The sequence below is a fragment of the Aliiroseovarius sp. PrR006 genome (genome assembly GCF_010500215.1).
GTDB lineage: Bacteria > Pseudomonadota > Alphaproteobacteria > Rhodobacterales > Rhodobacteraceae > Aliiroseovarius.
In genome coordinates this window covers 759796-782073 of the sequence record NZ_JAAGOY010000007.1, presented here as the reverse complement: position 1 = coordinate 782073, position 22278 = coordinate 759796, and the positions used below count along the sequence as shown (strand labels likewise).

Sequence of the window (22278 nt, the reverse complement as noted above, 5' to 3'; positions counted from 1 at the left end):
TCTTGCCGCCCGGCGCGCTTCCTGATTGACTGGCACGACCTGCGAAGGAGGCCCCAATGCATCAGCCCGTCATTTCCGGCACCGGCGTTTTCACGCCCGAACAGATCATCACGAACGCAGAACTGGTGAAGGCGTTCAACGCCTATGCCGAGAAGTTCAATGCAGCGAATGCAGATGGCATCGCGGCGGGCGACGTGGCCGAGATGGGCCTTTCGTCCGAGGAATTCATCGTTTCGGCCTCGGGTATTCATCAACGGTACGTCATGGATAAAACTGGGGTTCTTGACCCTGATGTGATGCATCCAACCCTGCGCGAGCGTGCCGATGATGAGCCGGGGATCATGACCGAAATGGGTGTGGATGCCTGCCGCAAAGCCTTGGCGCAGGCGGGGTGTGACGCGGCGGATGTAGATTTGGTGATCTGCGCTGCCTCGAACCACGAACGTGCCTATCCGGCGATCGCGATTGAAATCCAACAGGCGCTGGGCGCGGGCGGGTTTGCGTTTGATATGAACGTGGCGTGCTCCTCGGCGACCTTCGGTATTCAGGCCGCGGCCGACATGATCCGTTCTGGGTCGGTTAAACGCGCATTGGTGGTCAACCCCGAGATCTGCTCGGCCCATTTGGAATGGCGCGACCGCGATTGCCACTTCATCTTCGGGGACGTGGCCACAGCGACGCTGATCGAGCGTAAGGAAGACGCCCAAGGCGGGTATTTCGAGATCCTATCAACCCGCTGTCTGACGCAATTCTCGAATAACATCCGCAACAACAACGGCTTCCTGCGCCGCACTCGGGAAGAGACCGCGGATCTGCCCGACCGGCGCGACATGCAATTCATGCAGAACGGCCGCAAAGTGTTCAAAGAGGTGTTGCCGATCGTGTCGAAACACATTCTGGGACACATCGCGGACATCGGTGTTGGGCAGGATGATTTGAAACGGCTGTGGCTGCATCAGGCCAACAAATCCATGAATGACTTCATCGGAAAGAAGGTGCTTGGCCGGACGCCTGAGGCCGACGAGCAGCCCAATATCCTGCAGGACTACGCCAACACCTCGTCCGCCGGATCGATCATTGCCTTCTCGAAATACTCGGATGACTTGGCACTGGGAGATACCGGCGTGATCTGTTCCTTCGGCGCAGGCTACTCGGTCGGGTCGGTTGTGGTGCGCCGCGCCTGATGAAAGGCGCTAGCGCACGATGAACTCGGCATGAAGCGCCCCGGCGGCCTTGATGCTTTTCAAGATATCGATCATGTCGCGCGGCGCCACGCCTAACGCGTTTAGCCCTGCGACGAGTTCGGACAGAGACGCCCCTCCACTAACCTCGGCCAGTCCGATGCCCGGCTCTTCCTCGATCGCGGCATTGGTGCGCGGCACCACGATGGCCTCGCCGTCCGAGAACGGGTTGGGCTGCACCACGATGGGCTGCTCTTGAATGCGCAAGGTAAGGTTGCCTTGCGACACAGCTACCCGGCTGATCCGTACATCTTCTCCCATTACGATGGTTCCTGACCGCTGATCGACCACCACCTTGGCGCGCCTTTCCGGTTCGACCCCGATGTTTTCTATGGTGCCCAACGCATGCGCGGGAGAGATCGCACGCGTTGCAGTGATGTCGACCACAACAGTGCCGCTGTCCAGCATGCGCGACACGACACGGCCATACTTTCCGTTAATGGCCCGCTCGATCCGTTCGGCGGTGGTGAAATCAGGTGTGCGCAGGGCCAGCCGGATGGATTTCAGCTTGGTGAAATCAAAGTCAATTTCTTGCTCAACGCGCGCGCCGCTGGGGATCACGCCGCTGGTGGGCACGCCCCGGGTAACTTTGGCCCCATCGCCTTCGGCGGTTGCTCCACCCGCGATCACGGTTCCCTGTCCGACGGCATAGATCTCGCCATCTGCGGCATTCAGCGGGGTCATGATCAATGTGCCGCCCAGCAGACTTTTCGCGTCCCCAATTGCCGATACCGTCACGTCGATCCGAGACCCAGAACGTGCGAACGGTGGAAGCGATGCCGTGACGAACACCGCAGCGACATTCTTGGGGCGGAACTGTTCGCCGGTGATGTTCACACCCAGCCGTTCCAGAATATTCGACATGATGTCTTCGGTGAAAGGCGCGTTGCGGATACCGTCGCCCGTGCCATTCAGTCCGACAACCAGCCCGTAGCCGACAAGGTCGTTGCCGCGCACGCCGTCGAATTCCACCAGATCCTTGATGCGGATCGAGTTCGCATGGGCGGCGGCGGTTAGGGCAAAAAGCGCAATCAGGCAGGCAAACAGGTGTTTCATCGCATGTAATCCGTGAAGCTGAGTTTCGAGAGATGCGCGGTGGTGGTGTAGAGCGCCTCGAGCTGGCTATAGAGCTCTTCCAGCCGTGCGGCAGTATCGAAGGGGTCTGCGGCGGTCAGTTCATTATAGGACAGCTCCAACGAATGCTGTTCGGCTGTGTTATGCGCCACCGCATTTTCGATCCGCGCCTCCACGGCGCCGACCCGCGCTTGCAGCATCGTGGTGTCATCGACCGCGCTGAGAAGGGCGTTTGACGACATTTCGGCCAGGGATTTCTGTTGGTCCAGATCACCGGAAAGCGCGCCTTCAGCCAGCACTACTGTTTTGGCGACGGCAGCCAGAAGGGTGCGTATCTCGGGGTCATTGGCGCGGACGGGCAGGGTGGCAGTTTCGCCATTGCCCAACCGAATGGGGCCATAGCTTTCGTCCGCCCCCTGATAGCCCAGCGTATCAAATCCGCCGCCGGGCGTGTTGAACCAGTCGTCGATGGCAGACGAAACACCCGCGGCCGTAACTTCGCCCGAGATGGCGGTCATCAGTTCGGTGATGATCGTGTCGGCGTCAGCAAGGGCGGGACCATCGGTTGCAGCCCCTGCGAAAAGCGACCGCCCCCCTGCACCTGCGTTCAGCTTTGAAATGATCGAGGCAAACTTCTGTTCCGCGTCCAGCGCGGTCGTTTGCAGCATGGTCACGTTGTTTGCGCTGCGCGCCGCGATCAACCCGGTTGAGAGGTCCTGCGCCTGTGTGTGAATCGTGGTGAGTGCGACCTGCGTGGTCTCCGCCATCAGCCGCGCCTCGTTCGTGGCTTGCGCATGTGAGGACATCAGCTTGAGGCTGTGTTCAAGCCCAGCGATTGCACCGTAGCCGCCCGTCGTGTTCGCCCCCAGATCGGTTTTGCGCCCGGTAGACAGCTCGGTGCTGAGCCGCGTCATCTCTTGCCGCAATTGCGTGCTGTGTCGCCGGGTCAAGAATGTGCTGGCCAGGTCGCCAAAAGTGGAGATGCTCATCCCGTGCCCCCTACATACCTAACAGAAGTTGCAGCATTTCATCGGCGGCAGTGACCACCTGAGCGTTGGCGGCGAAGGCCTGTTCGATGATCATTAGCTTTTGCATTTCGGCATCGGTATCCACGCCTTGCGCCAGCTCCATCTCTCTCAGGCTGTCATTCTGAGCGAGGTCAAAGCTGAGCTGTGCCTCGCTGTGCTCAAGATTCGCGGCGACTGTGTTCAGTAAATCTGACGCCAAGCCCGCCGAGGATCGCGCCGCGCCCGAGAATCCACCTGAAGAGGCAACTTTCGGAGCGTCCAACGCGTCGACCAGCTGGCCAAGAAGCGTGGCGTTGCCGACATTGCCCGGCACCGCGGCGCCAAGTCCGTCACGCAGCCGCCAAACCGCGCCGCCTTGTGTTGGATCCACAGCGGCGTTCAGGGATAATCGGCTGCTGAGGGCAACCTCATCTGCCGGATCGAATGCCGCCCCGGCATCTGTAAACAGGCCTGGGGCTCCCGGCGCACGTGTCGCGTCAAGAGCTGGATCCTGAAATCGTTCAACAAAATCGCGGGCAAAGGCATCAAGCTGTTCCTGTGCGGTCACCGCCAGATCGTCGCGGATCTGAAAATGAGCCGCCAGTGAACCGCCCGAGATCGCGTTGCGGTCGGTTGTGGTGTCAATCGGCCGGCCGTTAATGGTCAGCCCAGACAAGGCACCACTGCCCAGCGTCATCTCGGGGACGATTGTGTTGACGGGCGAGAACCCAAGCTCAGCCGCGCGTCCATCCAGCAGAATGGCTCCGCCACTTGAAATCAGGGCGACCTGCCCCCCATCGCGCGGAACCTGTTTAATCGGGATGATCGAAGACAGTGCGTCGATGGCCTGCTGCCGCTGGTCCATCAGCCCCGAGGGATCCGCGCCGCGCACGATTGCGGCCTGAATCTTGGTGTTCAGGTCCTGTACGTCCTTCAGGCCCTGATTAAGCTGATCGACCTCTTGCGCAATCGCCTGATCTGCAGACAGACGCGCGTTCTGTATGTGATCGGACGTGGCTTTCAGGTGTGACACGACGTTGCGGGCTGCGTTCAGGCTGGCATTCAGGGTCGCTTCACTGTCGGGACGGGCGGCGGCTTCGATCAGGGCGGCCTCGAATTGCGCCATTCGACCGGTGAGCGAACCTGGCTGATCTGGGGTGCCTATCGCCTTTTCCAACCCTTCCAGAAAACTCGACCGCGCGCTTCCGTGCCCCAGCGCGGCGTCCGAAAGGCGGCGGTCGCCCAAAAGGCGCTCGTCCACATGGCGGGTGACACCCTCGATCACAACGCCTGATGGCGCGCCGCCCAGCGTGCGCGATGACAGGCTGAGCGACCGCACGCCATATCCTTCCGTCGTCGCGTTGGCGACGTTGGACGAGACGACATGGGCCGAGCGCGCGTTGGCGCTGAGGCCGGTCAATGCGTTGTAAAGGGCGCTGTTGAGGGTCATGGGATGCTACTTCACAATGCCGGATCAGCGTTTGATGTTGGTGGTTTCCTGCAGCATCTCGTCGACGGTCTGGATCACCTTCGCATTCGAGCTATAGGCGCGCTGGGTTTGGATCAGGTTGGTCAGCTCGCCCGCGACATCGGTGGTCGATCCCTCGCGCGCAAAGCCGACGACTTCGCCAGTTGGGCCGTCACCAGCGTCCCACATGAAGAACGATCCGCTTTCTGGCGATACCTGATAGGCTTGGTTCGAGATCGATGTCAGGCCATTCGGGTTTGACACGTCCACCAGCGGCACTTGATAGATCGTGCGGATAAACCCGGTGTCATAGGTGGCTTTCAGGAAGCCGTGTTCGTCGATCTGCACTGCGGTCAGGTTGCCCACCGGCGAGCCGTTCTTGGTGATGGCCACCGGAGCAAAGCTGTCAGACAGCTGGGTCAGACCGTTGGGGTCTCCGATCCCGCCGATGGTCAGCGACAAGGGGCCTCCCGCAACGGTCAGGTCCAGCGTACCCGCAGCGGCATCATAGGCACCCCCGGATACGACCGTGACCGAGGCCAGTGTGCCGCCATCGGCGCGGCTGTCATCAAAGACCAGCGTGTACTCTCCGACCACGGCCCCGCCCGAGGCGCTGTCGGTGATTTGCATCGTCCAGGTGTTTGAAGATCCGGTACCTGGAACGGTAGGCGTAAAGCTGAAGTCCAGCGTTTCCGATGTGCCGAGGTTGCCGAAATATTCAACGGATAAGGGAAGCGGGGTGCCAGCAGAACCGGCTTCCGTCTCGACAGCAGGCAGGTTGACGCCAAGCTTCATGTCTGTGGTTGGGTCGCCGGCGGTTTGGTTGGCGTTGATAACGACCGGTTCCAGCCCAACACCGGTGTCGCGCGGATAGGTGGCCACGTTGCCGTCTGCATCTGCGGGCCACCCCAAAAGGACAAGCCCGGTTTCTGTTTTCAGGACACCCTCAGAATCGGTACGGAACGAGCCAGTCGTGGTCATCATCATTGGTCGTTCGCCGGGATTCGAATCGGCATAGACCTCTTGCGTGACGGGCAGCATGCCGCGCCCGCCGACCGCGATGTCCATCGGATTCGAGGTCGAGATCAGGGGGCCGTGTTCGTCGATCAGTCGCTGCGTGGTCGTACGCACGCCACCGGCCGAATAAGTGCCGGATCCGGAATGCCCGCCAATCACGAGGCTCTGAAAGTCAGCGGTGGCCCGTTTGTACCCAAATGTCGAAGAGTTCGCGATGTTATCAGAAATCGTTGCCAATTTCGTCGCATGCGCATTCAGCCCGGACACGCCGGCACTTAGTGAGGAGGAAATCGTCATGGTGCGCCTTTCTGCTGCATCTACCTCTGGTCCGGGACAGAGTGGACCGGGTGTCCTTAACAGCCGCCTAATCGGCGCGAAATTTGCGACGATTTCCCCCTTAGCTTATGATTTCGTTACCTTTTTGAACGAAGCAGGATCAGCTCGATCCGGTTGTTGCGCGCGGCCATCGGGTTTGGAGTGACCGGTTCATGATCCGCGTGGCCGGTAACGCGCTGTATTTTGTCAGGGGATTCGCCCAGCGATTCGTACAGCCTCCGCACCGCGTCGGCCCGGCCCGAGGACAGCTGCCACGCGGTGTTTTCGGCTATGACGACGGGCTGCGTGGCCACGTGGCCCTCGATCGCGACACCGTTCTTAGCCAGGTCGAACACCTCGGCGATGGTCGTCAGGATCTCTTCCAAGATCGGTGCGGGAGTCGTGGTGCCCGCGTGGAACAGTGGGGCATGTTCAAGCGCGAAAATCTCGACCAGCAGGCCTTCGTCTGTAACGCGGGTCACGACATGACGCCGAAGCTGATCGCCCGTCATGCTTTCGCCAGAGCGGCTGAGCAGCATCTTTTCCACCTCTTTCAGCTTGGCGGTTTCCTTTTCGCCTGCCTCTCCTGAACTGTCGGCCTGTTTGCCGTCTTGGGAGCTTGCAGGATCACGCGGAACGCCGCCTGTGCCGGTCTGCGACAGGCTTTCTTCGCTCAGCACGCTGTCGCCGCCGAACGAGCCACTGCCACCGCCCGAAACACGGGTGATTGGAATGGTCGGGCTGAAATAATCCGCGATCCCCTTACGCTGCTTTTCCGTGGTCGCGTTTAGCAGCCACATCAGCAGGAAGAATGCCATCATTGCGGTCACGAAGTCCGCATAGGCCACTTTCCACGCACCGCCGTGGTGACCATCGCCACCACCCTTCTTGATCTTTTTGATAATTACCGGAGCTTGTTCATTCGAACGCATCCCACCACCTCATTATTCACCCAAGGTCAGGGATAGCAGCCGCAAGTTTCCATCGGCTTAACTGTTCAAATTGTTGCGATTTCATTACTTCTCATGTGAAGTATCGCTTTTTCTTGACTTCATTTCACATGCAACGATATTGTTGGGGCGCAACAGGACGGCCCATCTGGGCATTGAAACGGATCGAAATATGAACACGCACACCCCCTCGCGCGAGATGCAGCGCGCGGTGTCAGCCGTTGGCACCGAAACACATTATATGCCCGGTTGGGCGAATGACTTCGAAACCGAGGCTCTGCCCGGTGCGCTGCCGCAAGGCATGAACAGCCCGCAGAAATGCGAATATGGCCTGTATGGCGAGCAGCTGTCCGGCACCGCCTTCACCGCCAACCCGCCCGAGCGTACTTGGTGTTACCGCATCCGCCCGTCGGTGAAGCACTCGGCGCGCTACACGAAGATTGATGTACCCTACTGGAAATCCGCACCTTGCGTGGATCCAGACGTGATTTCGCTGGGCCAGTACCGTTGGGATCCCGTGCCCACCGCCGAAGGTCTGAACTGGATCACCGGCATGCGCACCATGACCACGGCGGGCGACGTGAACACCCAAGTCGGCATGGCCTCGCATGTGTATCTGGTCACCGAGTCGATGGTGGACGACTATTTCTTCTCGGCCGACAGCGAGCTGCTGGTCGTACCGCAAGAAGGCAAGCTGCGCTTTTATACCGAACTGGGTGTCATCGACCTTGCACCACAGGAAATCGGCATCATCCCCCGTGGCCTTGTTTACCGCGTTGAACTGCTGGAAGGTCCCGCGCGCGGCTTCGTCTGTGAAAACTACGGCCAGAAATTCGAGCTTCCGGGTCGCGGTCCGATCGGTGCCAACTGCATGGCCAACCCGCGTGACTTCAAAGCCCCTGTTGCAGCGTTTGAAGACCGCGAAGTGCCGTCGACGATCACCATCAAATGGTGCGGTCAGTTCCACAAAACGGAAATCGGCCAGTCGCCGCTGGACGTGGTCGCATGGCACGGTAACTACGCGCCCTATAAATACGACCTGACCACATACTGCCCGGTTGGCGCGATCCTGTTTGACCACCCGGACCCCTCGATCTTCACCGTGCTGACGGCGCCTTCGGGCCAGCCCGGCACCGCGAATATCGACTTCGTTCTGTTCCGCGAACGCTGGATGGTTGCCGAAAACACTTTCCGTCCACCGTGGTATCACAAGAACATCATGTCCGAGCTGATGGGCAACATTTACGGCCAGTATGACGCCAAACCGCAGGGCTTTGTCCCCGGTGGTGTCAGCTTGCACAACATGATGCTGCCGCACGGTCCGGACCGTGACGCGTTTGAAGGCGCCTCGAACTCGAACCTCGGACCGGAGAAGCTGGACAACACCATGTCCTTCATGTTCGAGACCCGCTTCCCGCAGCACCTGACGGCCTTCGCCGCAAACGAAGCCCCGCTGCAGGACGAGTACATCGACTGCTGGGAGAGCCTTGAGAAGAAATTCGACGGGACGCCCGGCAAGAAATGATGACGCTTTATGGATATTGGCGGTCCACGGCGGCCTATCGCGTGCGTATTGCGCTGAACCTGAAAGGGCTCAGCGCGGAACACGTGTCCGTGCATCTTGTGAAAGATGGCGGGCAGCAGCACGCGGAAGATTACGTTGCCAAGAACCCTACCCATCTGGTGCCCTCGTTGGAGCTGGAGGACGGCACCGTCCTGAGCCAGTCGCTGGCGATCATCGACTATCTTGAGGCGGTGCAGCCCGAGCCTGCTTTGTTGCCTGCCGATCCGGTCGCTCGCGCCAAGGTTCTGGCCGCTGCCCATGTCATCGCGATGGACATCCATCCGGTGAACAACCTGCGCGTGGGCAAACATCTGGGTGACACGTTCGGCGCGGATGCCGAGGCCAAGCGCCTATGGATGGTCCACTGGATGGATACGGGCTTTGCCGCCCTTGAACAGATGGTCGACAAGGACAGCACATTTGCTTTTGGCGACACGCCGACGCTGGCAGACATTTGCCTTGTCGCACAGTACTATAATGCACGGCGCTGGGGGGTGGATCTGACCGCCTATCCGCGTCTGACCGAAATCGAAGAAACCTGTCTGGCCCTGCCCGCCTTCGCCGATGCGCGACCCGAGGCACAGCCGGATGCCGAGTGAGGATCACATGAGCCAATTGAAAAAGTCATGGGTGGACAGCGCGAACTCTGCCGAATCCCCCTTTCCCCTGAACAACCTGCCGTATGGCGTGTTCTCGACCGCTGACAGCGAGCCGCGCTGTGGCGTGGCCATCGGGGACATGATCCTTGATATGCAAGCCGCTGAAGAGGCTGGTCTGATCGAGATCAGCGATGAACCCGTATTCGACGTGCCCTTCTGGAACGAGCTGATGGAACTGGGATCAGACGCATGGGCCGCCCTGCGCGCCCGTCTGGAACAGCTGCTGGCCGAAGGTTCGACCGAACAGGACGCCGTAGCGCCCCTGCTGGTCGCCCAAGCCGATGCCGAACTGCACATGCCGTTCCTTGTGTCGGAATACACCGACTTCTACGCCGGTCGTCAGCACGCGGCGAACATGGGCGCGATCCTGCGTGGCTCGCCTGATCTGCCCGCCAACTGGCTGCACATTCCGATTGGTTATAACGGTCGCGCATCGTCCGTTGTGATCTCGGGCACCCCGATCCACCGCCCGAACGGTCAACGCAAAGCGCCCGACGCCGAGATGCCCAGCTTTGGCCCCTCGATGCGTCTGGATATCGAGCTGGAGATGGGGGCCATCGTTGGCAAATCCTCCGAATTCGGTCAGCCGATCACCGTGGATGAAGCCGACGACATGATCTTTGGCTACGTGCTGCTGAACGACTGGTCCGCGCGCGACATCCAAGGTTGGGAATACCAGCCGCTTGGCCCGTTCCAGGGTAAGGCGTTCGGCACCTCGATCAGCCCGTGGATCGTGACTTCTGCCGCTCTGGAAGAGTTCCGCGCCCCCACGCCGGAACGCGAGAAAGAGCTGCTGCCCTACCTCGACGGGTCGAAAGACGGCCTGTTCAACATCGACCTTCAGGTGCTGATGCAACCCGAGGGCGCCGATAAGGCATCGGTTGTTGGCGAAACCAACTACACCCGCATGTACTACTCGGCCGCCGAACAGCTGTGCCACCACGCAATTGGTGGCTGTGCGATGAATGTGGGTGATCTGCTGGGATCGGGCACGATCTCGGGTCCGACCAAGACCGAATACGGTTCGCTGATGGAGATGAGCTGGGCGGGCCGCGAGCCCTTCACGCTCGACACCGGCGAAACCCGTACCTTCATCGAGGACGGTGACACCCTGACCCTGCGTGGGGCCGCTAAGGGCGACGGCTTCCAGATCGGCTTTGGCGATTGTGTCGGACAGATCCTGCCTGCCGTCAGCTGGCCCAAGTAAGGTACCCCGCGCATGACCGAATACGTTGGATATATCGCCATGAGCCTTGATGGCTACATCGCCACCCCGGACGGTGGCGTGGCATGGCTTGATCCGTTCAACGAGGCGGTCGTGGCCGATGGGGGCGACGGCGGATATGGTGCGTTCATTTCAGAGGTGGACGCGCTGATCACCGGACGTGAAACGCACCAGCAGGTACTTGGCTGGGGCTGGCCGTACGAGGACCGCGCCAGCTATGTGCTGACCCACCAGGAGGGTTATGCTGCGGATCATGTCACCGTTGCGGGCGACATCCAAACCCTGAAGGCCGCCATTGAAAAGGCAGGGCACAAGAAAGTCTGGATCATGGGCGGAGGCGCAACCCAGCGCGCCGCGCTTGACGCAGGCATGTTCGACGCACTGCGTGTCTTCGTGATGCCGACCATCCTTGGCGGTGGCCGGAAGCTGTTCACGGACGGGCAACAACACAACCTCACGTATGTCGCCAGCCAGACCCATGGCGGCGGCATGCTTCAAATCGATTATCTCATCAAGGACTGAAACCATGGCAAAGGCATTCGCGTCGCAAGGCGACATGACCGAAAAGAAAATCACCTTCGACCAGATCGGTGACGGGCTGTATGCCTTCACCGCCGAAGGCGACCCGAACTCTGGTGTGATCATTGGCGACGACAGCGTCATGATCGTCGAGGCGCAGGCCACCCCGCGTCTGGCCAACAAAGTGATCGAGTGCGTGCGCTCGGTGACCGACAAGCCGATCAGCCACGTGGTTCTGACCCACTATCACGCCGTGCGCGTGCTGGGTGCGTCGGCCTATGGTGCGGATCAGATCATCATGGGCGACCAAGCCCGTGCAATGGTCGTGGAACGCGGTCAGGAAGACTGGGACAGCGAATTCCAGCGCTTCCCGCGCCTGTTCGAAGGCCACGAGTCGATCCCCGGCCTGACCTACCCGACCACCACCTTCTCGGACGATATGACCGTTTATCTGGGCAACCGCCGCATCGACCTGATGCATCTGGGCCGCGCCCACACCTCGGGCGATATCGTGATTCACGTGCCGGATCAGAACGTCATGTTCACCGGCGACATCGTTGAAGATCACTCGGCCTGCTATTGCGGCGACGGTCACTTCTCGGATTGGGGTGACACGCTGGACAACATCGCGTCCTTCGACGTGGATGCCATTGCACCGGGCCGTGGTGGTGCGCTGATCGGCAAAGAGGCCGTCGAGCGTGCCATCGAAAGCACCCGTGACTTCGTCTACAGCACCTACGCTCCAGCCGCCAAAGTGGCTGCACGCGGTGGCTCGCTGAAAGAAGCATGGGACGCCGTGCGCGCCGAGTGCGATCCGAAGTTCGCAGACTACGCGATCTACGAGCACTGCCTGCCCTTCAACGTCGCCCGCGCCTATGACGAGGCCCGCGGCATCGATACCCCCCGCATCTGGACCGCACAGCGCGATCTGGACATGTGGGCCGCCCTGCAGGGCTAAGACCTTCGGGGTTCGGCCATGAGGGTCGGACCCCAACCCGAAACGCGCGCAGCCGGAGGAGAACCCGATGTTCGACGATAGATACACGCTTGCCTACAAGCGCTATCCCTATAAGAAATCTGCCGATCAGGATGCGGCGTCGCCCGTGCGCCATCCGGTCGTGGTGATGGGAGGAGGACCCATCGGCATCGCGACCGCGCTGGACCTTGGTCGCCAAGGTATTCCAACGCTGGTGCTGGACGACCACGAAGGCGTCGGCATGGGCTCGCGCGCGATTTGTTTCGCCAAGCGCTGTCTTGAAGTTGCAGGCCGCTATGGCTGCGGCAAGCCGATGGTCGACAAAGGCGTCGTGTGGAACATCGGCAAGGTGTTCAACAAGGACGATCAGGTCTTTGAGTTCAACCTTCTGCCGGAAGAAGGCCACGAATACCCGGCCTTCATCAACATGCAGCAGCCTTACTATGAAAGCTTCCAGCTGGACCGCTTTGAAGAGCTGCAGAAAGACGGCGCGCCGATCGAAATTCGCGGCAAGAATCGCATCGACAACGTCGATGTGCATGACGACTATGTCACGCTTGAGATCATGACGCCGGACGGCCCCTATACGCTGGAGGCGGAATGGCTGATTGGCTGTGATGGTGCCGCGTCTCCGCTGCGCACGATGCTGGATCTGGACTTCACCGGGAAGGTTTTCCAAGACAGCTTCCTGATCGCCGACATCAAGATGAAGAACGACGATTTCCCGACCGAGCGTTGGTTCTGGTTTGAACCGACCCACGGTGGCGGCGCGTCGACGCTTCTGCACAAGCAGCCCGATGATGTCTGGCGCGTGGACTTCCAGATCGGCTGGGATGTCGACCGCAAAGAAGAGATGAAAGAGGAAAACATCCGCCGTCGTCTGGACGCCTTCCTTGGCGAAAACGTGCAGTACGACATGGTCTGGTCCTCGATCTACACCTTCCAGTGCAAACGCATGGACAGCTTCCGCCATGGCCGCGTGTTCTTTGCCGGTGACGCCGCGCACCAAGTATCGCCCTTCGGTGCACGTGGTGCGAACTCGGGCATGCAGGACGTGGACAATCTGGGTTGGAAACTGGGCATGGTCATGCGCGGTGAAGCACCGGACAGCCTGCTGGATACCTATAACTATGAACGGATCCACGGCGCGGACGAGAACATCCTGAACTCGACCCGCTCGACCGACTTCATCACCCCGAAATCGGAAATGAGCCGCCTGCTGCGAGACGCCGTGCTGGACCTGTCGGAAAAGCACGAGTTTGCACGCCCGATGGTGAATTCGGGCCGTCTGTCGGTGCCCTGCACCTATGATGGCTCGCCGCTGAACTCGGCCGATGCGCTGGACGGCCCCGCCCGTTCGCGTCCCGGTTCGGTCTGCCCAGATGCACCGATGGGTGATGACTTCCTACTGAACAAGCTGGGCGACAAGTTCATCCTGCTGACCATCGACGCCGACGCTCCCGACATGATCGAGGAAGCCGGCATCAAGGTCGAGCGTCTGGCCCTGTCGACCGCTGACGACAAGACCGGCGCCCTGCGCGAGCGTTACTTGGGTGACAACGACAAAGCCGTTTATCTGATCCGTCCGGACCAGCACGTCGCGGCCCGTCGCCCCAGCTATGATGAAAACCAGATCCGCGCCGCGATCCGTCGCGCCATCGGTAAGGAGTAAGCCCCATGACTGATCTGATCCTGACCCCGAACATCGACGGTGTGGACGATTTCTATGCCGAGCTTATCGCCGCGCATGAAGGTCTGTCGAAAGAAGACAGCGATGCGCTGAACGCACGCCTTGTGTTGGTTCTGGCCAACCACGTAGGCGACCGCGAGGTGCTGAGCCAAGCGCTGAAAGCTGCCGAAAAGTAAGGCAGAAAGCATCGTCTTCGGACGAAAAAAGGGGGCCCGTGCAGACCTGCGCGGGCCCTTTCTTTTAGAACGAACTTGATTTCCGTCGATAATTTGATCAAATTATGATTCCGCGGGTTGCGCTACCAGCGCCTTGGTGCCACAGTGCCCGCAAACCCGTCCAAGGAGTCAGGAATATGATCGAGAAACGCGACTTTTACATCAACGGCAAATGGGTCGCCCCAGCCGCCGCCAACGATTGCAATGTGATTGACCCTTCGACCGAAGAGGTCTGCGCGGTCATCTCGCTTGGTGATCAGGCGGATACGGATGCCGCCGTGGCCGCCGCCAAGGAAGCCTTCAAGACTTGGGGTTTTTCGTCCAAGGCCGAACGCCTGGAATTGATCGAAAGCATCCTCGAGATCTACAACCGCCGTTCTGAAGATCTGGCGCAAGCCATGAGCCTTGAGATGGGCGCGCCGATTGATCTGTCGCGCAGCTCGCAGGTGGGCGCGGGCAGCTGGCACATCCAAAACTTCATCCGTGCCTTCAAGGATTTCGAATTCGACAAGATGCTGAGCGAGCGTGCCCCGAACGACCGTCTGCTCTATGAACCCATCGGTGTGACCGCGCTGATCACGCCGTGGAACTGGCCGATGAACCAAGTGACGCTGAAGGTTGTGGCTGCGGCCGCTGCGGGCTGCACCATGGTTCTGAAACCGTCCGAGGTCGCGCCGCTGTCTTCGATCGTCTGGTCCGAGATCATGGACGAGGCCGGCACCCCCGCTGGCGTCTACAACATGGTGAATGGCGACGGTATGGGCGTCGGCAGCCAGCTGACCTCGCATCCTGACGTGGACATGGTCAGCTTCACCGGCTCGACCCGTGCAGGCATCGCGATTTCGAAAGCGGCTGCTGACTCGATCAAGCGCGTGGCGCTGGAACTTGGCGGCAAGGGCGCCAACATCCTGTTTGAAGACGCGGACGAGAAAGCCGTGAAACGCGGCGTGCTGCACATGATGCAGAACACTGGTCAAAGTTGTAACGCGCCGTCGCGTATGCTGGTTCAAAGCTCGATCTATGATCGTGTGGTGGAAGAAGCTGCCGAGGTCGCGGGCAAAGTTCAAGTTGGCCCCGCATCGGAAGAAGGCCGCCACATTGGTCCCGTTGTGAACGAACTTCAGTGGAACAAGATCCAGGATCTGATCCAAACGGGTATCGACGAAGGCGCACGCCTTGTGGCGGGTGGCACTGGGCGTCCGGACGGTCTGAACAAAGGTTACTTCGTGAAACCGACCGTCTTTGCCGACGTGACCAATGACATGACCATCGGTCGCGAGGAAATCTTCGGCCCGGTTCTGTCGATCATGAAGTTTGACACCGAAGAAGAAGCCGTCGAGATCGCCAATGACACCGTCTATGGCCTGACCAACTATATCCAGACGCAGGACGGCGCCCGCGCCAATCGCGTGGCCCGCCAGATGCGCTCGGGCATGGTCGAGATGAACGGCACCTCGCGCGCCGCAGGCTCGCCTTTCGGTGGCTACAAGCAGTCCGGCAACGGACGCGAGGGCGGCATTATGGGGATCGAGGACTTCCTGGAAGTCAAAGCCGTGTCGGGCTGGTCGAACGACTGATACACACTACAGACGGAACACACGCACCCCCGGCCCGTCCGGGGGTGTTTTTTTGCCTAACCGGTTTGATTTCAATCATAGCTCGCGCTGTCGCCATGTGGCTGTTACATCATTGGTATGAATGCATAACCCAACGCGCGACACAGGAAGGGGCATATGACCGATACGCTTGGAAAGCTGTTCGGCTATTTGGGCGGGACCGCCCGCGACCTTGCCCCGATCCTTTTGATCGTGGGTTTCTTTCAGCTTGTCGTTCTGCAGCAACCGATTGACAACATTGGACAGTTTGCGCTGGGCTTTTTGTTTGTCCTGCTGGGTCTGACCGTGTTCATCCGTGGCCTCGACATGGCGCTGTTCCCGCTGGGCGAGGCGCTGGCGAATGCGCTGGCCCTGCGTGGCTCGCTTCCCTTGCTGGTCCTCTTTGCCTTCAGCCTTGGCTTCGGGACCACCGTTGCCGAGCCCGCCCTGATTGCCGTCGGGGCCGAGGCCGCGACCGTCATGTCCGAGGCCGGCGTGATTGGACAAAGCGAAGCCGAACTGAGCTTCATGGCCACCGCCCTGCGCTATACTGTGGCCGCGTCTGTTGGCGCATCTCTGGTCTTGGGCGTCTTCCGCATCCTGATGGGCTGGCCGATCCAGTGGTTAATCATCGGGGGATATATCTGCGTTGTGGCCCTGACCCCCATCGCCCCGCGCGAGATCGTGGGGATTGCTTATGACAGCGGGGGCGTCACGACCTCGACCATTACGGTGCCGCTTGTTACGGCGCTGGGCGTCGGTTTGGCATCCGTCATTAAAGGGCGTAACCCTATGATCGACGGGTTCGGGTTGATCGCCTTTGCCTCGCTGATGCCGATCATCTTCGTGCTGCTGTTCGGATTGGTGGTGGCGACATGATCACGATCCTGACGGACCTTTTGTGGACCTTCCTTAGCGTAGTGCGCGATGTGCTGCCCATCGCGGCGGTGCTTTTGCTGTTCCAGCTCGTGATCCTGCGCAAACCCATTCCCCATCCCAAGAAAGTGGCGATGGGTATGTTCTATGTGCTCTTGGGTCTCGCGCTGTTCCTGTCAGGGCTGGAGCTTGCTCTGTTCCCGCTGGGGCGCGAGATGGCCGCACAGCTGACTGACCCGGCCTTTTTAGGTATCGAGCCCGGCGCCGCAGTCGCGTGGCTGGATTACTACTGGGTCTATATCTTCGCCTTCGCCATCGGCTTTGCGACCACCATCGCCGAGCCGTCCTTGATTGCCGTCGCCCTGAAAGCGCAGGAAGCATCGGGTGGTGCGGTGAAGGCCAATGGATTGCGCATCGCCGTGGCGTTCGGGGTGGCGATCAGCCTTGCGGTGGGGACCTTCCGCATCGTGACGGGCACGCCGCTCTATCAATACATGATCGTGGGCTATGTGATCGTCGTGATCCAGACCCTCATGGCCCCGCGCATGATCATTCCGCTGGCCTATGACAGCGGCGGGGTGACGACCTCGACCGTGACGGTGCCTTTGGTGGCGGCCCTTGGGTTGGGCCTTGCCAGCACCGTGCCGGGGCGCAGTCCCCTTCTGGACGGGTTCGGCCTGATTGCCTTGGCCAGCCTATTTCCCATGATTACCGTGATGGGCTATGCCCAAATCAGCAACTGGTTGTCGCGCCGCAAGGCCGATCAGGACAGCCAAGGAGAGAACCATGAAGTTTAAACTGATCATAGTGATGACACAGGATGAACTGACGGACACCGCCATCGAAGCGGCCCGCGAGAAGGGCGCAACCGGGTGTACCGTCATCACCTCGGCGCGGGGCGAGGGGCTCCACCCGACCAAGAGCTTCTTTGGCCTGACCGTCGCCGGGCAGCGCGACGTGATCCTGTTTATGGTCGAAGAACACCACAGCCGACTGATCCTTGAAAGCATCGGTGCGGCCTGTCGATTTGACGAAGATCCCGGAACCGGGGTCGCCTTCCAACTGGATATCGAGGACGCCATTGGCCTGTCGGGCCAGATCGCCTCGATCCAGGAGGAAATCAGCAAGGAGGACTTGTGATGGACGAGAACAAGAAGAAGGTCCGCGATGTGATGCAGGGCACGATCTATATGATCTCTGGTCTGGCAACTGTGCGCGAAGCCGTGAACGAGATGGAGGCCAAGGGCGTCACCGCGCTGGTGATCGAACGGCGGCACGAGGATGATGAATACGCCATCGTCTCGATCGACATGATCGCTGAACGGGCGATTGCGCTGAACAAGTCGCTGGATCGCACCAATGTCTACGAGGTGATGGACAAGCCCGCCCTGACCGTCTCGGATCATATGGCTGTGAAATACGCGGTACGGCTTCTGTCGCGTCTGGATCACCGCCGCGCTTTGGTGATTGAACATGGCAAAGCCTGCGGGCTGGTCACGCTGCGCGATATGGTACTGAGCTATGCTGCTGAGCCCAAGGAATAGGGCTTTTACCTGACAGCGCGCCGGAAGGATCAGGAGCACCTTTTAAACGAAAATGGCCGGCATATTTGCCGGCCATTCGCATTTTTAGACTAAGCGGTGTGGCTTAGTTCGCGTTCATGCGGTCGTTATGCTCGCGCAGGGTGTCCGAGATGATGGCGTACCATTCACCCGACTCACGCATCTCGTTCAGGCCTTTGTTCATCATGGCGACGTACTGGCGGCCAAACGGGTTGGTGCGGTGTACCAGGAAGGCCAGCGACGACAGGGTCGATACAAAGGGGTTCTCGACCAGATCGTTCTGGGTCAGACCCATTTCGCTCATGGTGTCTGCAGCAAGCTGAACTTCGAACGATGCTGCGTCGGCGGTGCCATTCAGAACAGCATCCAGACATTCGCGCGCGGTCTTGGGGCGAATAACAGTCACGTTGTCTACGTTCAGACCTTGTTCCTCAAGGTCGATCATGCTCCAGCCGTCCATACGGCAGATGGTGGCACCTTCGAATTCCGCAAAGGTGGTCGCGGTCACGTACGAGCTTTCCGGCAGGGTGTAGAAGCCACGCACGGTGTCATAGACGGGGACAGTCGCGTAGAATTGCGTGCAGCGCGTGGTGGTCTCGTCCGACCATTCATACGAGCGGTTGGTACAGTCGGGCATGGTCCATGCAATGGATACGTCGAACGCGCCAAGCGGCAGCAGCGTGCTGAGGTGTGCGCCCCAGTCATCCACAAAGCTGACCGAGTAATCGCGCGAGTTGCCAGCACGGTGAAGGCTGGTGGTTGCGATACGGGTCATGAAACCGCCGCCATTCAGCGATTCATCGGTGAAAGGTGCCCAGCCGTTGCCCGTCACCAGACGGATCGGAGGTTCATAGGCGTTCGAACGACGGGTAGCTTCGAAACGGCTTTCTTCCGCGGCAATCACTTCCTGAGCCGAACGACCGTCGGGCAAGCTGCCATCCTCACAGGGCAGGACCAGCACCAGACCCTGTTCCAGGTCGTTGGGGTTACTTACGATATTGCGGTTGGCGTTGAAGATCTGCTGGTAGTTCGAGGTGCCATACGCTGTGATCGCAATCGTCGCCAGCGTGTCACCGTCAGCTACGGTATAGTTGGTACAGGCCTGCTGAGCGCTTGCCACGCCAGCCGACAAGGCGACGGTGGCGGTTGTCGCGATTGCGAGCTTTTTCGCAGTTTGTTTAAACATTTCCTATCCTCCAGGTATTCTTATCGGCCTGAAACGGCCTTAGCTATTTTCCATTTGATGACGCAGAGCGGTGGACACGATGTCCCGCCATTCTCCAGATTGCTGCATGATGTCCAGACCGCGGTTCAGGATCTCAAGAACAGCTTCCCCGTCAGGGTTATCCACGTGGGTCATGACATTCAGACCCTTGATTGCCGCTAGGTTGGGGTTCTCGATAATCTCGTCCTGATAGCCAAGGCGGCTGATGGCCTCGACGGCGAGGTGCGCTTCGATCGCGACGATATCGACGGTGCCGTTGGCAACGGCGTCGAAACAGGCGTCGGGTTCGATGGGACGGAACAGAGTGATCGCGGGTTCATACAAGCCGACCGCGTCCATATGGGTCAACGACCAGCCTTCCGGGCGGCAAATCGTGGCGCCCGCAAAGTCTGCGTGGCTCATGGCAGTTTCATAACCCGACCCGTTCCGTGCGAAATAGGTATCGACCACTTCGTAGAAGGGGTTCGAGAAGTTATAGGTCTCGCAGCGGGTGCGGTCGCTTTCCGACAGAGCGTCGGCTTCTTCGCAATGGGGGCGAGACCACGGGAAGGTGCCGTCAAACGCAAGCGTTGGCATCAACAGATCCAGATGCGAGCTCCAGTCGTTCACGAACTGAATTTTGTAAGCCTGCTCGGGTGCGGCGCGCAGAAACGCGGTTTCCACCAGCTTGGTATATAGGCCGCGATTGGGCAGGGCTTCGTCGGTGAAGGGGGCATAGTTGCCACCGGTAATCAGCAGGATCTGACGTTCATCGACGGGCGACGCATCTTGCGTTCCAGCCTTGCGGATCAACGCTGCACCTTCCGCGCGGGCGGCTTCGATGGCGGCTGTCGCTTCTGCTTTTGCTGCAGCGACGGCTTCTTCGCTGGCCTTCAGTGCTTCCGCTTCGGCATTCGCAACACGGGCCTCGGCCTCGGCAATGGCGGCTGCTGCGCGGGCTTCGGCATCAGCAATCAGCTCGGCTGACATCTCGCGCGCCATTTTCTCTGCCTCGGTGACGGTCGCGGCGTGTGCCGCTTCGCGTGCCGTCGGGCAGGGGATCTTCAGGGTCATGCCCAAACGAATGATGTTGGGGTCTTTCCCGATGGCATCCTTGTTCGCGTTATAAATCGGGCGGAAATCCGTACTGCCGAATACACGCAATGAAATCTGGCGCAGGCTGTCGCCGCGTTCGACCACATAATTCGAACAAGCCTCTTGAGCGAAGGCGGTACCGGTGATTGCAGTCAGGGCCAGACCGGATGCGAAGAAGAGGTTTCTCATATTTCTTTTGGGTCCTCAGTTAGAAGCGTCGTTTCAAATATTCAGGGGTTTGATCACGGCAATCGTGACGTTGTCCTGATCAGGGTGGGCCTTGGCCCGCAGCGCCTGAACAAGAGCAACGGCAAGATCGCGGGCGGGGTGATCCTTGTAGGAGCTGGCAAGGGTCTGGATCTGTTCATCATCCAGATATTGAAGGCCATCGCTGGCCGCCAAAATCACATCCCCCTTTGCCAGTTCGACCGGCGCGTCCGGGCAGTCCAGCTTGGGCACCGGCGCACCCATGATGACCGAGGTCAGCTGATTGCGGTCGGGATGGGTGCGGGCCTCTTCCTCGGACAGGGTGCCATCCGAGATCTGCGCATCGATCATCGGGGCCATCGAGTGGTCCTCGTTGATCTGCATCATGAAGCCGTTGCGGCACAGATACAGCGGTGAATCCCCGACCGAGACCCAGTTCAGATGCTTGCCGCGCAACAGCACACCCAAAAGGGTTGAACCCATCCGAATTTCGGATCCGTTCTCTTCCAGATAGGTTGCAACGGCGTCGTTGGTGCGCAGCGCGATTTGGGTCAGGTTTTCCGAGACCTGATCATCATCGCACCCACCGTTTTCCAAAAGGCCGTCCAGCTCGGACTGCCACGTGGTTTTCACAAGACCCGAGGCAACGTCCCCAGCATCATGACCGCCCATGCCGTCAGCGACGACGACATATCCTGTATCAAGGGCATCGAAGAAACGCGCAGCAATTGCGTCTTCTTGGGTATCCCGTTTGCCCTGATCAGCCACTAGGGCGATATCATATGCCGGGTTGGCCAACATGTTTAGCTGTCCTGCCAGTCGAAGACGTCATCGCAGAACGCAACAAACCGCAAGGTGGTGTCGCTGATGCGGATCATGTCGCCGTTCGACAGGGGAACAGTGCTAAGAACCGGGCCGCCATTCAGGCGCACCAAATTGGCCTTGCCGCCGTGACCCAGATAGCAGGTCCGATCTTCGACGTTGTATGCCACGACCGCGTGTCCAGCGCGCGAAATGCCGTTGTCGCCAAAGTCCAGCTGAACTGCCTGGTCGTCATTGCGACCGATCTGCGCCAAACCTGCGACCAGCGTGAAGCTGGTGCCGCGACCCGGGCCTTGAGTGACGACCAGCCAGCCGACAGGGAACGAGTTCTGCTCGACCACCTGCTTTGATACCGGAGCAGCTTCCATGCTGTCCTGAACATGTGCGTCTGGACGTTCGAAGCCTAGGAAGGTGGTCTTTACGCGTTCGCTGCGGTCGGCAGCTGGGGCAGGGGCTGCAGCCTCGACAGGTTCTGGCGCGGTGTCGACCGGCTCATCAACCTGCGGAACTTCGGCAACTTCCAGCGTTTCTGTCAGTTCGATGTCAGGCGTCCGTCCGGGCAGATCTTCGGCCAGGATCGTGCTTACGATCGTATCTGCGGCGTCGTCCTCGGACAAGATGCCTTCCTCGACCACCGGGGTCTCTTCGACCTCAAGCGGCGCGATGTCTTCGACGCGGATTTCGTCGATCTGAACGTCTTCGGCAACCAGCTCTTCCGCAGGTTCTTCGGTCTCGGCTTCAGCGGTCTGATTGCCACCGGCCAGAACTTGTCGAAGGGCGTTCAGATCCGCAATCGGCTCTTCCGCGGCTTCATCGCGATCATCCTCGTGGGAATCGTCCTTATTCGCGTGTTTAGCGCTACCTTCGAGCAGCCGGCTCAGGGGGCTTTTGTATTTGAACATGGCAACTTCACCTTTCACTCTCTTCGCCAAGACGGGGGGCTTGGTCCATGACGTATCATTCCAGTCGGGCAGAACACCCTGACAGAATTTGATGT

22 protein-coding genes are annotated in these 22278 nt (G+C 59.9%); 13 read left to right on the top strand and 9 right to left on the bottom strand.

Going from position 1 to position 22278, the window contains the following annotated elements:
* The first annotated feature begins 56 nt into the window (after nucleotides 1–56).
* Complete coding sequence (locus G0Q00_RS12295) at nucleotides 57–1184, top strand: beta-ketoacyl-ACP synthase III (RefSeq protein ID WP_163039718.1); 1128 nt, start codon at nucleotides 57–59, stop codon at nucleotides 1182–1184.
* 9 nt (nucleotides 1185–1193) lie between these two features.
* Here G0Q00_RS12295 and G0Q00_RS12290 read toward each other — a convergent pair whose 3' ends face one another.
* The 5 genes from G0Q00_RS12290 to G0Q00_RS12270 form a co-directional block, all read right to left on the bottom strand.
* Nucleotides 1194–2297 (bottom strand): flagellar basal body P-ring protein FlgI, encoded by a 1104-nt coding sequence (locus tag G0Q00_RS12290; protein ID WP_163039716.1) that lies wholly within the window; start codon nucleotides 2295–2297, stop codon nucleotides 1194–1196.
* Nucleotides 2294–3304: a flagellin gene (locus G0Q00_RS12285; RefSeq protein WP_163039714.1), complete on the bottom strand. Its 1011-nt coding sequence runs from the start codon at nucleotides 3302–3304 to the stop codon at nucleotides 2294–2296. Before G0Q00_RS12285 ends, G0Q00_RS12290 begins: the two co-directional genes overlap by 4 nt.
* A gap of 10 nt (nucleotides 3305–3314) precedes the next feature.
* Entirely contained in the window at nucleotides 3315–4772 is a 1458-nt protein-coding gene (flgK, locus tag G0Q00_RS12280; protein ID WP_163039712.1) for a flagellar hook-associated protein FlgK, read from the bottom strand.
* Between the two features lie 24 nt (nucleotides 4773–4796).
* Nucleotides 4797–6104, bottom strand: coding sequence for a flagellar hook protein FlgE (locus tag G0Q00_RS12275; protein ID WP_163039710.1), 1308 nt, complete (start codon nucleotides 6102–6104; stop codon nucleotides 4797–4799).
* 116 nt (nucleotides 6105–6220) lie between these two features.
* The gene (locus G0Q00_RS12270; protein ID WP_163039708.1) at nucleotides 6221–7054 is read right to left on the bottom strand and encodes a flagellar motor protein MotB; all 834 of its coding nucleotides are present in this window, start codon (nucleotides 7052–7054) and stop codon (nucleotides 6221–6223) included.
* Between the two features lie 190 nt (nucleotides 7055–7244).
* On the opposite strand from G0Q00_RS12270, the gene hmgA reads away from it, so the two are divergent.
* The 12 genes from hmgA (at nucleotide 7245) to G0Q00_RS12210 (ending at nucleotide 17935) form a co-directional block, all read left to right on the top strand.
* Nucleotides 7245–8597 carry a homogentisate 1,2-dioxygenase gene (gene hmgA / locus G0Q00_RS12265; RefSeq protein WP_163039706.1) on the top strand — a complete coding sequence of 451 codons (1353 nt, stop codon included), beginning with the start codon at nucleotides 7245–7247 and terminating at the stop codon, nucleotides 8595–8597.
* Nucleotides 8597–9235, top strand: coding sequence for a maleylacetoacetate isomerase (gene maiA, locus G0Q00_RS12260; RefSeq protein ID WP_163039704.1), 639 nt, complete (start codon nucleotides 8597–8599; stop codon nucleotides 9233–9235). Before hmgA ends, maiA begins: the two co-directional genes overlap by 1 nt.
* 7 nt (nucleotides 9236–9242) lie before the next feature.
* Nucleotides 9243–10502: a fumarylacetoacetase gene (gene fahA, locus G0Q00_RS12255; RefSeq protein ID WP_163039702.1), complete on the top strand. Its 1260-nt coding sequence runs from the start codon at nucleotides 9243–9245 to the stop codon at nucleotides 10500–10502.
* A 12-nt stretch (nucleotides 10503–10514) separates the two neighbouring features.
* Nucleotides 10515–11042 (top strand): dihydrofolate reductase family protein, encoded by a 528-nt coding sequence (locus tag G0Q00_RS12250; RefSeq protein WP_163039700.1) that lies wholly within the window; start codon nucleotides 10515–10517, stop codon nucleotides 11040–11042.
* A 4-nt stretch (nucleotides 11043–11046) separates the two neighbouring features.
* Nucleotides 11047–11997 carry an MBL fold metallo-hydrolase gene (locus tag G0Q00_RS12245; protein WP_163039698.1) on the top strand — a complete coding sequence of 317 codons (951 nt, stop codon included), beginning with the start codon at nucleotides 11047–11049 and terminating at the stop codon, nucleotides 11995–11997.
* A gap of 67 nt (nucleotides 11998–12064) precedes the next feature.
* Nucleotides 12065–13687 (top strand): FAD-dependent oxidoreductase, encoded by a 1623-nt coding sequence (locus G0Q00_RS12240; RefSeq protein WP_163039696.1) that lies wholly within the window; start codon nucleotides 12065–12067, stop codon nucleotides 13685–13687.
* A gap of 5 nt (nucleotides 13688–13692) precedes the next feature.
* The gene (locus G0Q00_RS12235; protein WP_133485070.1) at nucleotides 13693–13881 is read left to right on the top strand and encodes a DUF2783 domain-containing protein; all 189 of its coding nucleotides are present in this window, start codon (nucleotides 13693–13695) and stop codon (nucleotides 13879–13881) included.
* A 176-nt stretch (nucleotides 13882–14057) separates the two neighbouring features.
* Complete coding sequence (locus G0Q00_RS12230) at nucleotides 14058–15497, top strand: aldehyde dehydrogenase family protein (RefSeq protein ID WP_163039694.1); 1440 nt, start codon at nucleotides 14058–14060, stop codon at nucleotides 15495–15497.
* A gap of 156 nt (nucleotides 15498–15653) precedes the next feature.
* Complete coding sequence (locus tag G0Q00_RS12225) at nucleotides 15654–16394, top strand: DUF1538 domain-containing protein (RefSeq protein WP_163039692.1); 741 nt, start codon at nucleotides 15654–15656, stop codon at nucleotides 16392–16394.
* Nucleotides 16391–17188 carry a DUF1538 domain-containing protein gene (locus G0Q00_RS12220; RefSeq protein WP_163039690.1) on the top strand — a complete coding sequence of 266 codons (798 nt, stop codon included), beginning with the start codon at nucleotides 16391–16393 and terminating at the stop codon, nucleotides 17186–17188. The genes G0Q00_RS12225 and G0Q00_RS12220 overlap by 4 nt, the downstream gene beginning before the upstream one ends.
* Nucleotides 17178–17531, top strand: coding sequence for a P-II family nitrogen regulator (locus G0Q00_RS12215; RefSeq protein ID WP_163039688.1), 354 nt, complete (start codon nucleotides 17178–17180; stop codon nucleotides 17529–17531). The genes G0Q00_RS12220 and G0Q00_RS12215 overlap by 11 nt, the downstream gene beginning before the upstream one ends.
* A complete protein-coding gene (locus tag G0Q00_RS12210; protein WP_163039686.1) occupies nucleotides 17531–17935 on the top strand; it encodes a CBS domain-containing protein in 405 nt (134 codons plus the stop codon). Before G0Q00_RS12215 ends, G0Q00_RS12210 begins: the two co-directional genes overlap by 1 nt.
* A 103-nt stretch (nucleotides 17936–18038) precedes the next feature.
* Here G0Q00_RS12210 and G0Q00_RS12205 read toward each other — a convergent pair whose 3' ends face one another.
* The 4 genes from G0Q00_RS12205 to G0Q00_RS12190 are packed head-to-tail and all read right to left on the bottom strand — an operon-like array spanning nucleotide 18039 to nucleotide 22183.
* Complete coding sequence (locus G0Q00_RS12205; RefSeq protein WP_163039684.1) at nucleotides 18039–19139, bottom strand: transporter substrate-binding domain-containing protein; 1101 nt, start codon at nucleotides 19137–19139, stop codon at nucleotides 18039–18041.
* Nucleotides 19140–19178: 39 nt separating this feature from the next.
* Complete coding sequence (locus tag G0Q00_RS12200) at nucleotides 19179–20441, bottom strand: transporter substrate-binding domain-containing protein (RefSeq protein WP_163039682.1); 1263 nt, start codon at nucleotides 20439–20441, stop codon at nucleotides 19179–19181.
* A gap of 33 nt (nucleotides 20442–20474) precedes the next feature.
* Nucleotides 20475–21260: a PP2C family serine/threonine-protein phosphatase gene (locus tag G0Q00_RS12195; protein ID WP_163039680.1), complete on the bottom strand. Its 786-nt coding sequence runs from the start codon at nucleotides 21258–21260 to the stop codon at nucleotides 20475–20477.
* Nucleotides 21261–21262: 2 nt separating this feature from the next.
* Entirely contained in the window at nucleotides 21263–22183 is a 921-nt protein-coding gene (locus G0Q00_RS12190) for an FHA domain-containing protein (RefSeq protein ID WP_163039678.1), read from the bottom strand.
* Nucleotides 22184–22278: the final 95 nt, after the last annotated feature.

What these genes read in the sequence shown, in the direction of transcription:
- G0Q00_RS12295 (WP_163039718.1), top strand. Translation starts at nt 57, where the DNA reads ATGCATCAGCCCGTCATTTCCGGCACCGGCGTTTTCACGCCCGAACAG.
- G0Q00_RS12290 (WP_163039716.1), bottom strand. Translation starts at nt 2,297, where the DNA reads ATGAAACACCTGTTTGCCTGCCTGATTGCGCTTTTTGCCCTAACCGCC.
- G0Q00_RS12285 (WP_163039714.1), bottom strand. Translation starts at nt 3,304, where the DNA reads ATGAGCATCTCCACTTTTGGCGACCTGGCCAGCACATTCTTGACCCGG.
- flgK (WP_163039712.1), bottom strand. Translation starts at nt 4,772, where the DNA reads ATGACCCTCAACAGCGCCCTTTACAACGCATTGACCGGCCTCAGCGCC.
- G0Q00_RS12275 (WP_163039710.1), bottom strand. Translation starts at nt 6,104, where the DNA reads ATGACGATTTCCTCCTCACTAAGTGCCGGCGTGTCCGGGCTGAATGCG.
- G0Q00_RS12270 (WP_163039708.1), bottom strand. Translation starts at nt 7,054, where the DNA reads ATGCGTTCGAATGAACAAGCTCCGGTAATTATCAAAAAGATCAAGAAG.
- hmgA (WP_163039706.1), top strand. Translation starts at nt 7,245, where the DNA reads ATGAACACGCACACCCCCTCGCGCGAGATGCAGCGCGCGGTGTCAGCC.
- maiA (WP_163039704.1), top strand. Translation starts at nt 8,597, where the DNA reads ATGACGCTTTATGGATATTGGCGGTCCACGGCGGCCTATCGCGTGCGT.
- fahA (WP_163039702.1), top strand. Translation starts at nt 9,243, where the DNA reads ATGAGCCAATTGAAAAAGTCATGGGTGGACAGCGCGAACTCTGCCGAA.
- G0Q00_RS12250 (WP_163039700.1), top strand. Translation starts at nt 10,515, where the DNA reads ATGACCGAATACGTTGGATATATCGCCATGAGCCTTGATGGCTACATC.
- G0Q00_RS12245 (WP_163039698.1), top strand. Translation starts at nt 11,047, where the DNA reads ATGGCAAAGGCATTCGCGTCGCAAGGCGACATGACCGAAAAGAAAATC.
- G0Q00_RS12240 (WP_163039696.1), top strand. Translation starts at nt 12,065, where the DNA reads ATGTTCGACGATAGATACACGCTTGCCTACAAGCGCTATCCCTATAAG.
- G0Q00_RS12235 (WP_133485070.1), top strand. Translation starts at nt 13,693, where the DNA reads ATGACTGATCTGATCCTGACCCCGAACATCGACGGTGTGGACGATTTC.
- G0Q00_RS12230 (WP_163039694.1), top strand. Translation starts at nt 14,058, where the DNA reads ATGATCGAGAAACGCGACTTTTACATCAACGGCAAATGGGTCGCCCCA.
- G0Q00_RS12225 (WP_163039692.1), top strand. Translation starts at nt 15,654, where the DNA reads ATGACCGATACGCTTGGAAAGCTGTTCGGCTATTTGGGCGGGACCGCC.
- G0Q00_RS12220 (WP_163039690.1), top strand. Translation starts at nt 16,391, where the DNA reads ATGATCACGATCCTGACGGACCTTTTGTGGACCTTCCTTAGCGTAGTG.
- G0Q00_RS12215 (WP_163039688.1), top strand. Translation starts at nt 17,178, where the DNA reads ATGAAGTTTAAACTGATCATAGTGATGACACAGGATGAACTGACGGAC.
- G0Q00_RS12210 (WP_163039686.1), top strand. Translation starts at nt 17,531, where the DNA reads ATGGACGAGAACAAGAAGAAGGTCCGCGATGTGATGCAGGGCACGATC.
- G0Q00_RS12205 (WP_163039684.1), bottom strand. Translation starts at nt 19,139, where the DNA reads ATGTTTAAACAAACTGCGAAAAAGCTCGCAATCGCGACAACCGCCACC.
- G0Q00_RS12200 (WP_163039682.1), bottom strand. Translation starts at nt 20,441, where the DNA reads ATGAGAAACCTCTTCTTCGCATCCGGTCTGGCCCTGACTGCAATCACC.
- G0Q00_RS12195 (WP_163039680.1), bottom strand. Translation starts at nt 21,260, where the DNA reads ATGTTGGCCAACCCGGCATATGATATCGCCCTAGTGGCTGATCAGGGC.
- G0Q00_RS12190 (WP_163039678.1), bottom strand. Translation starts at nt 22,183, where the DNA reads ATGTTCAAATACAAAAGCCCCCTGAGCCGGCTGCTCGAAGGTAGCGCT.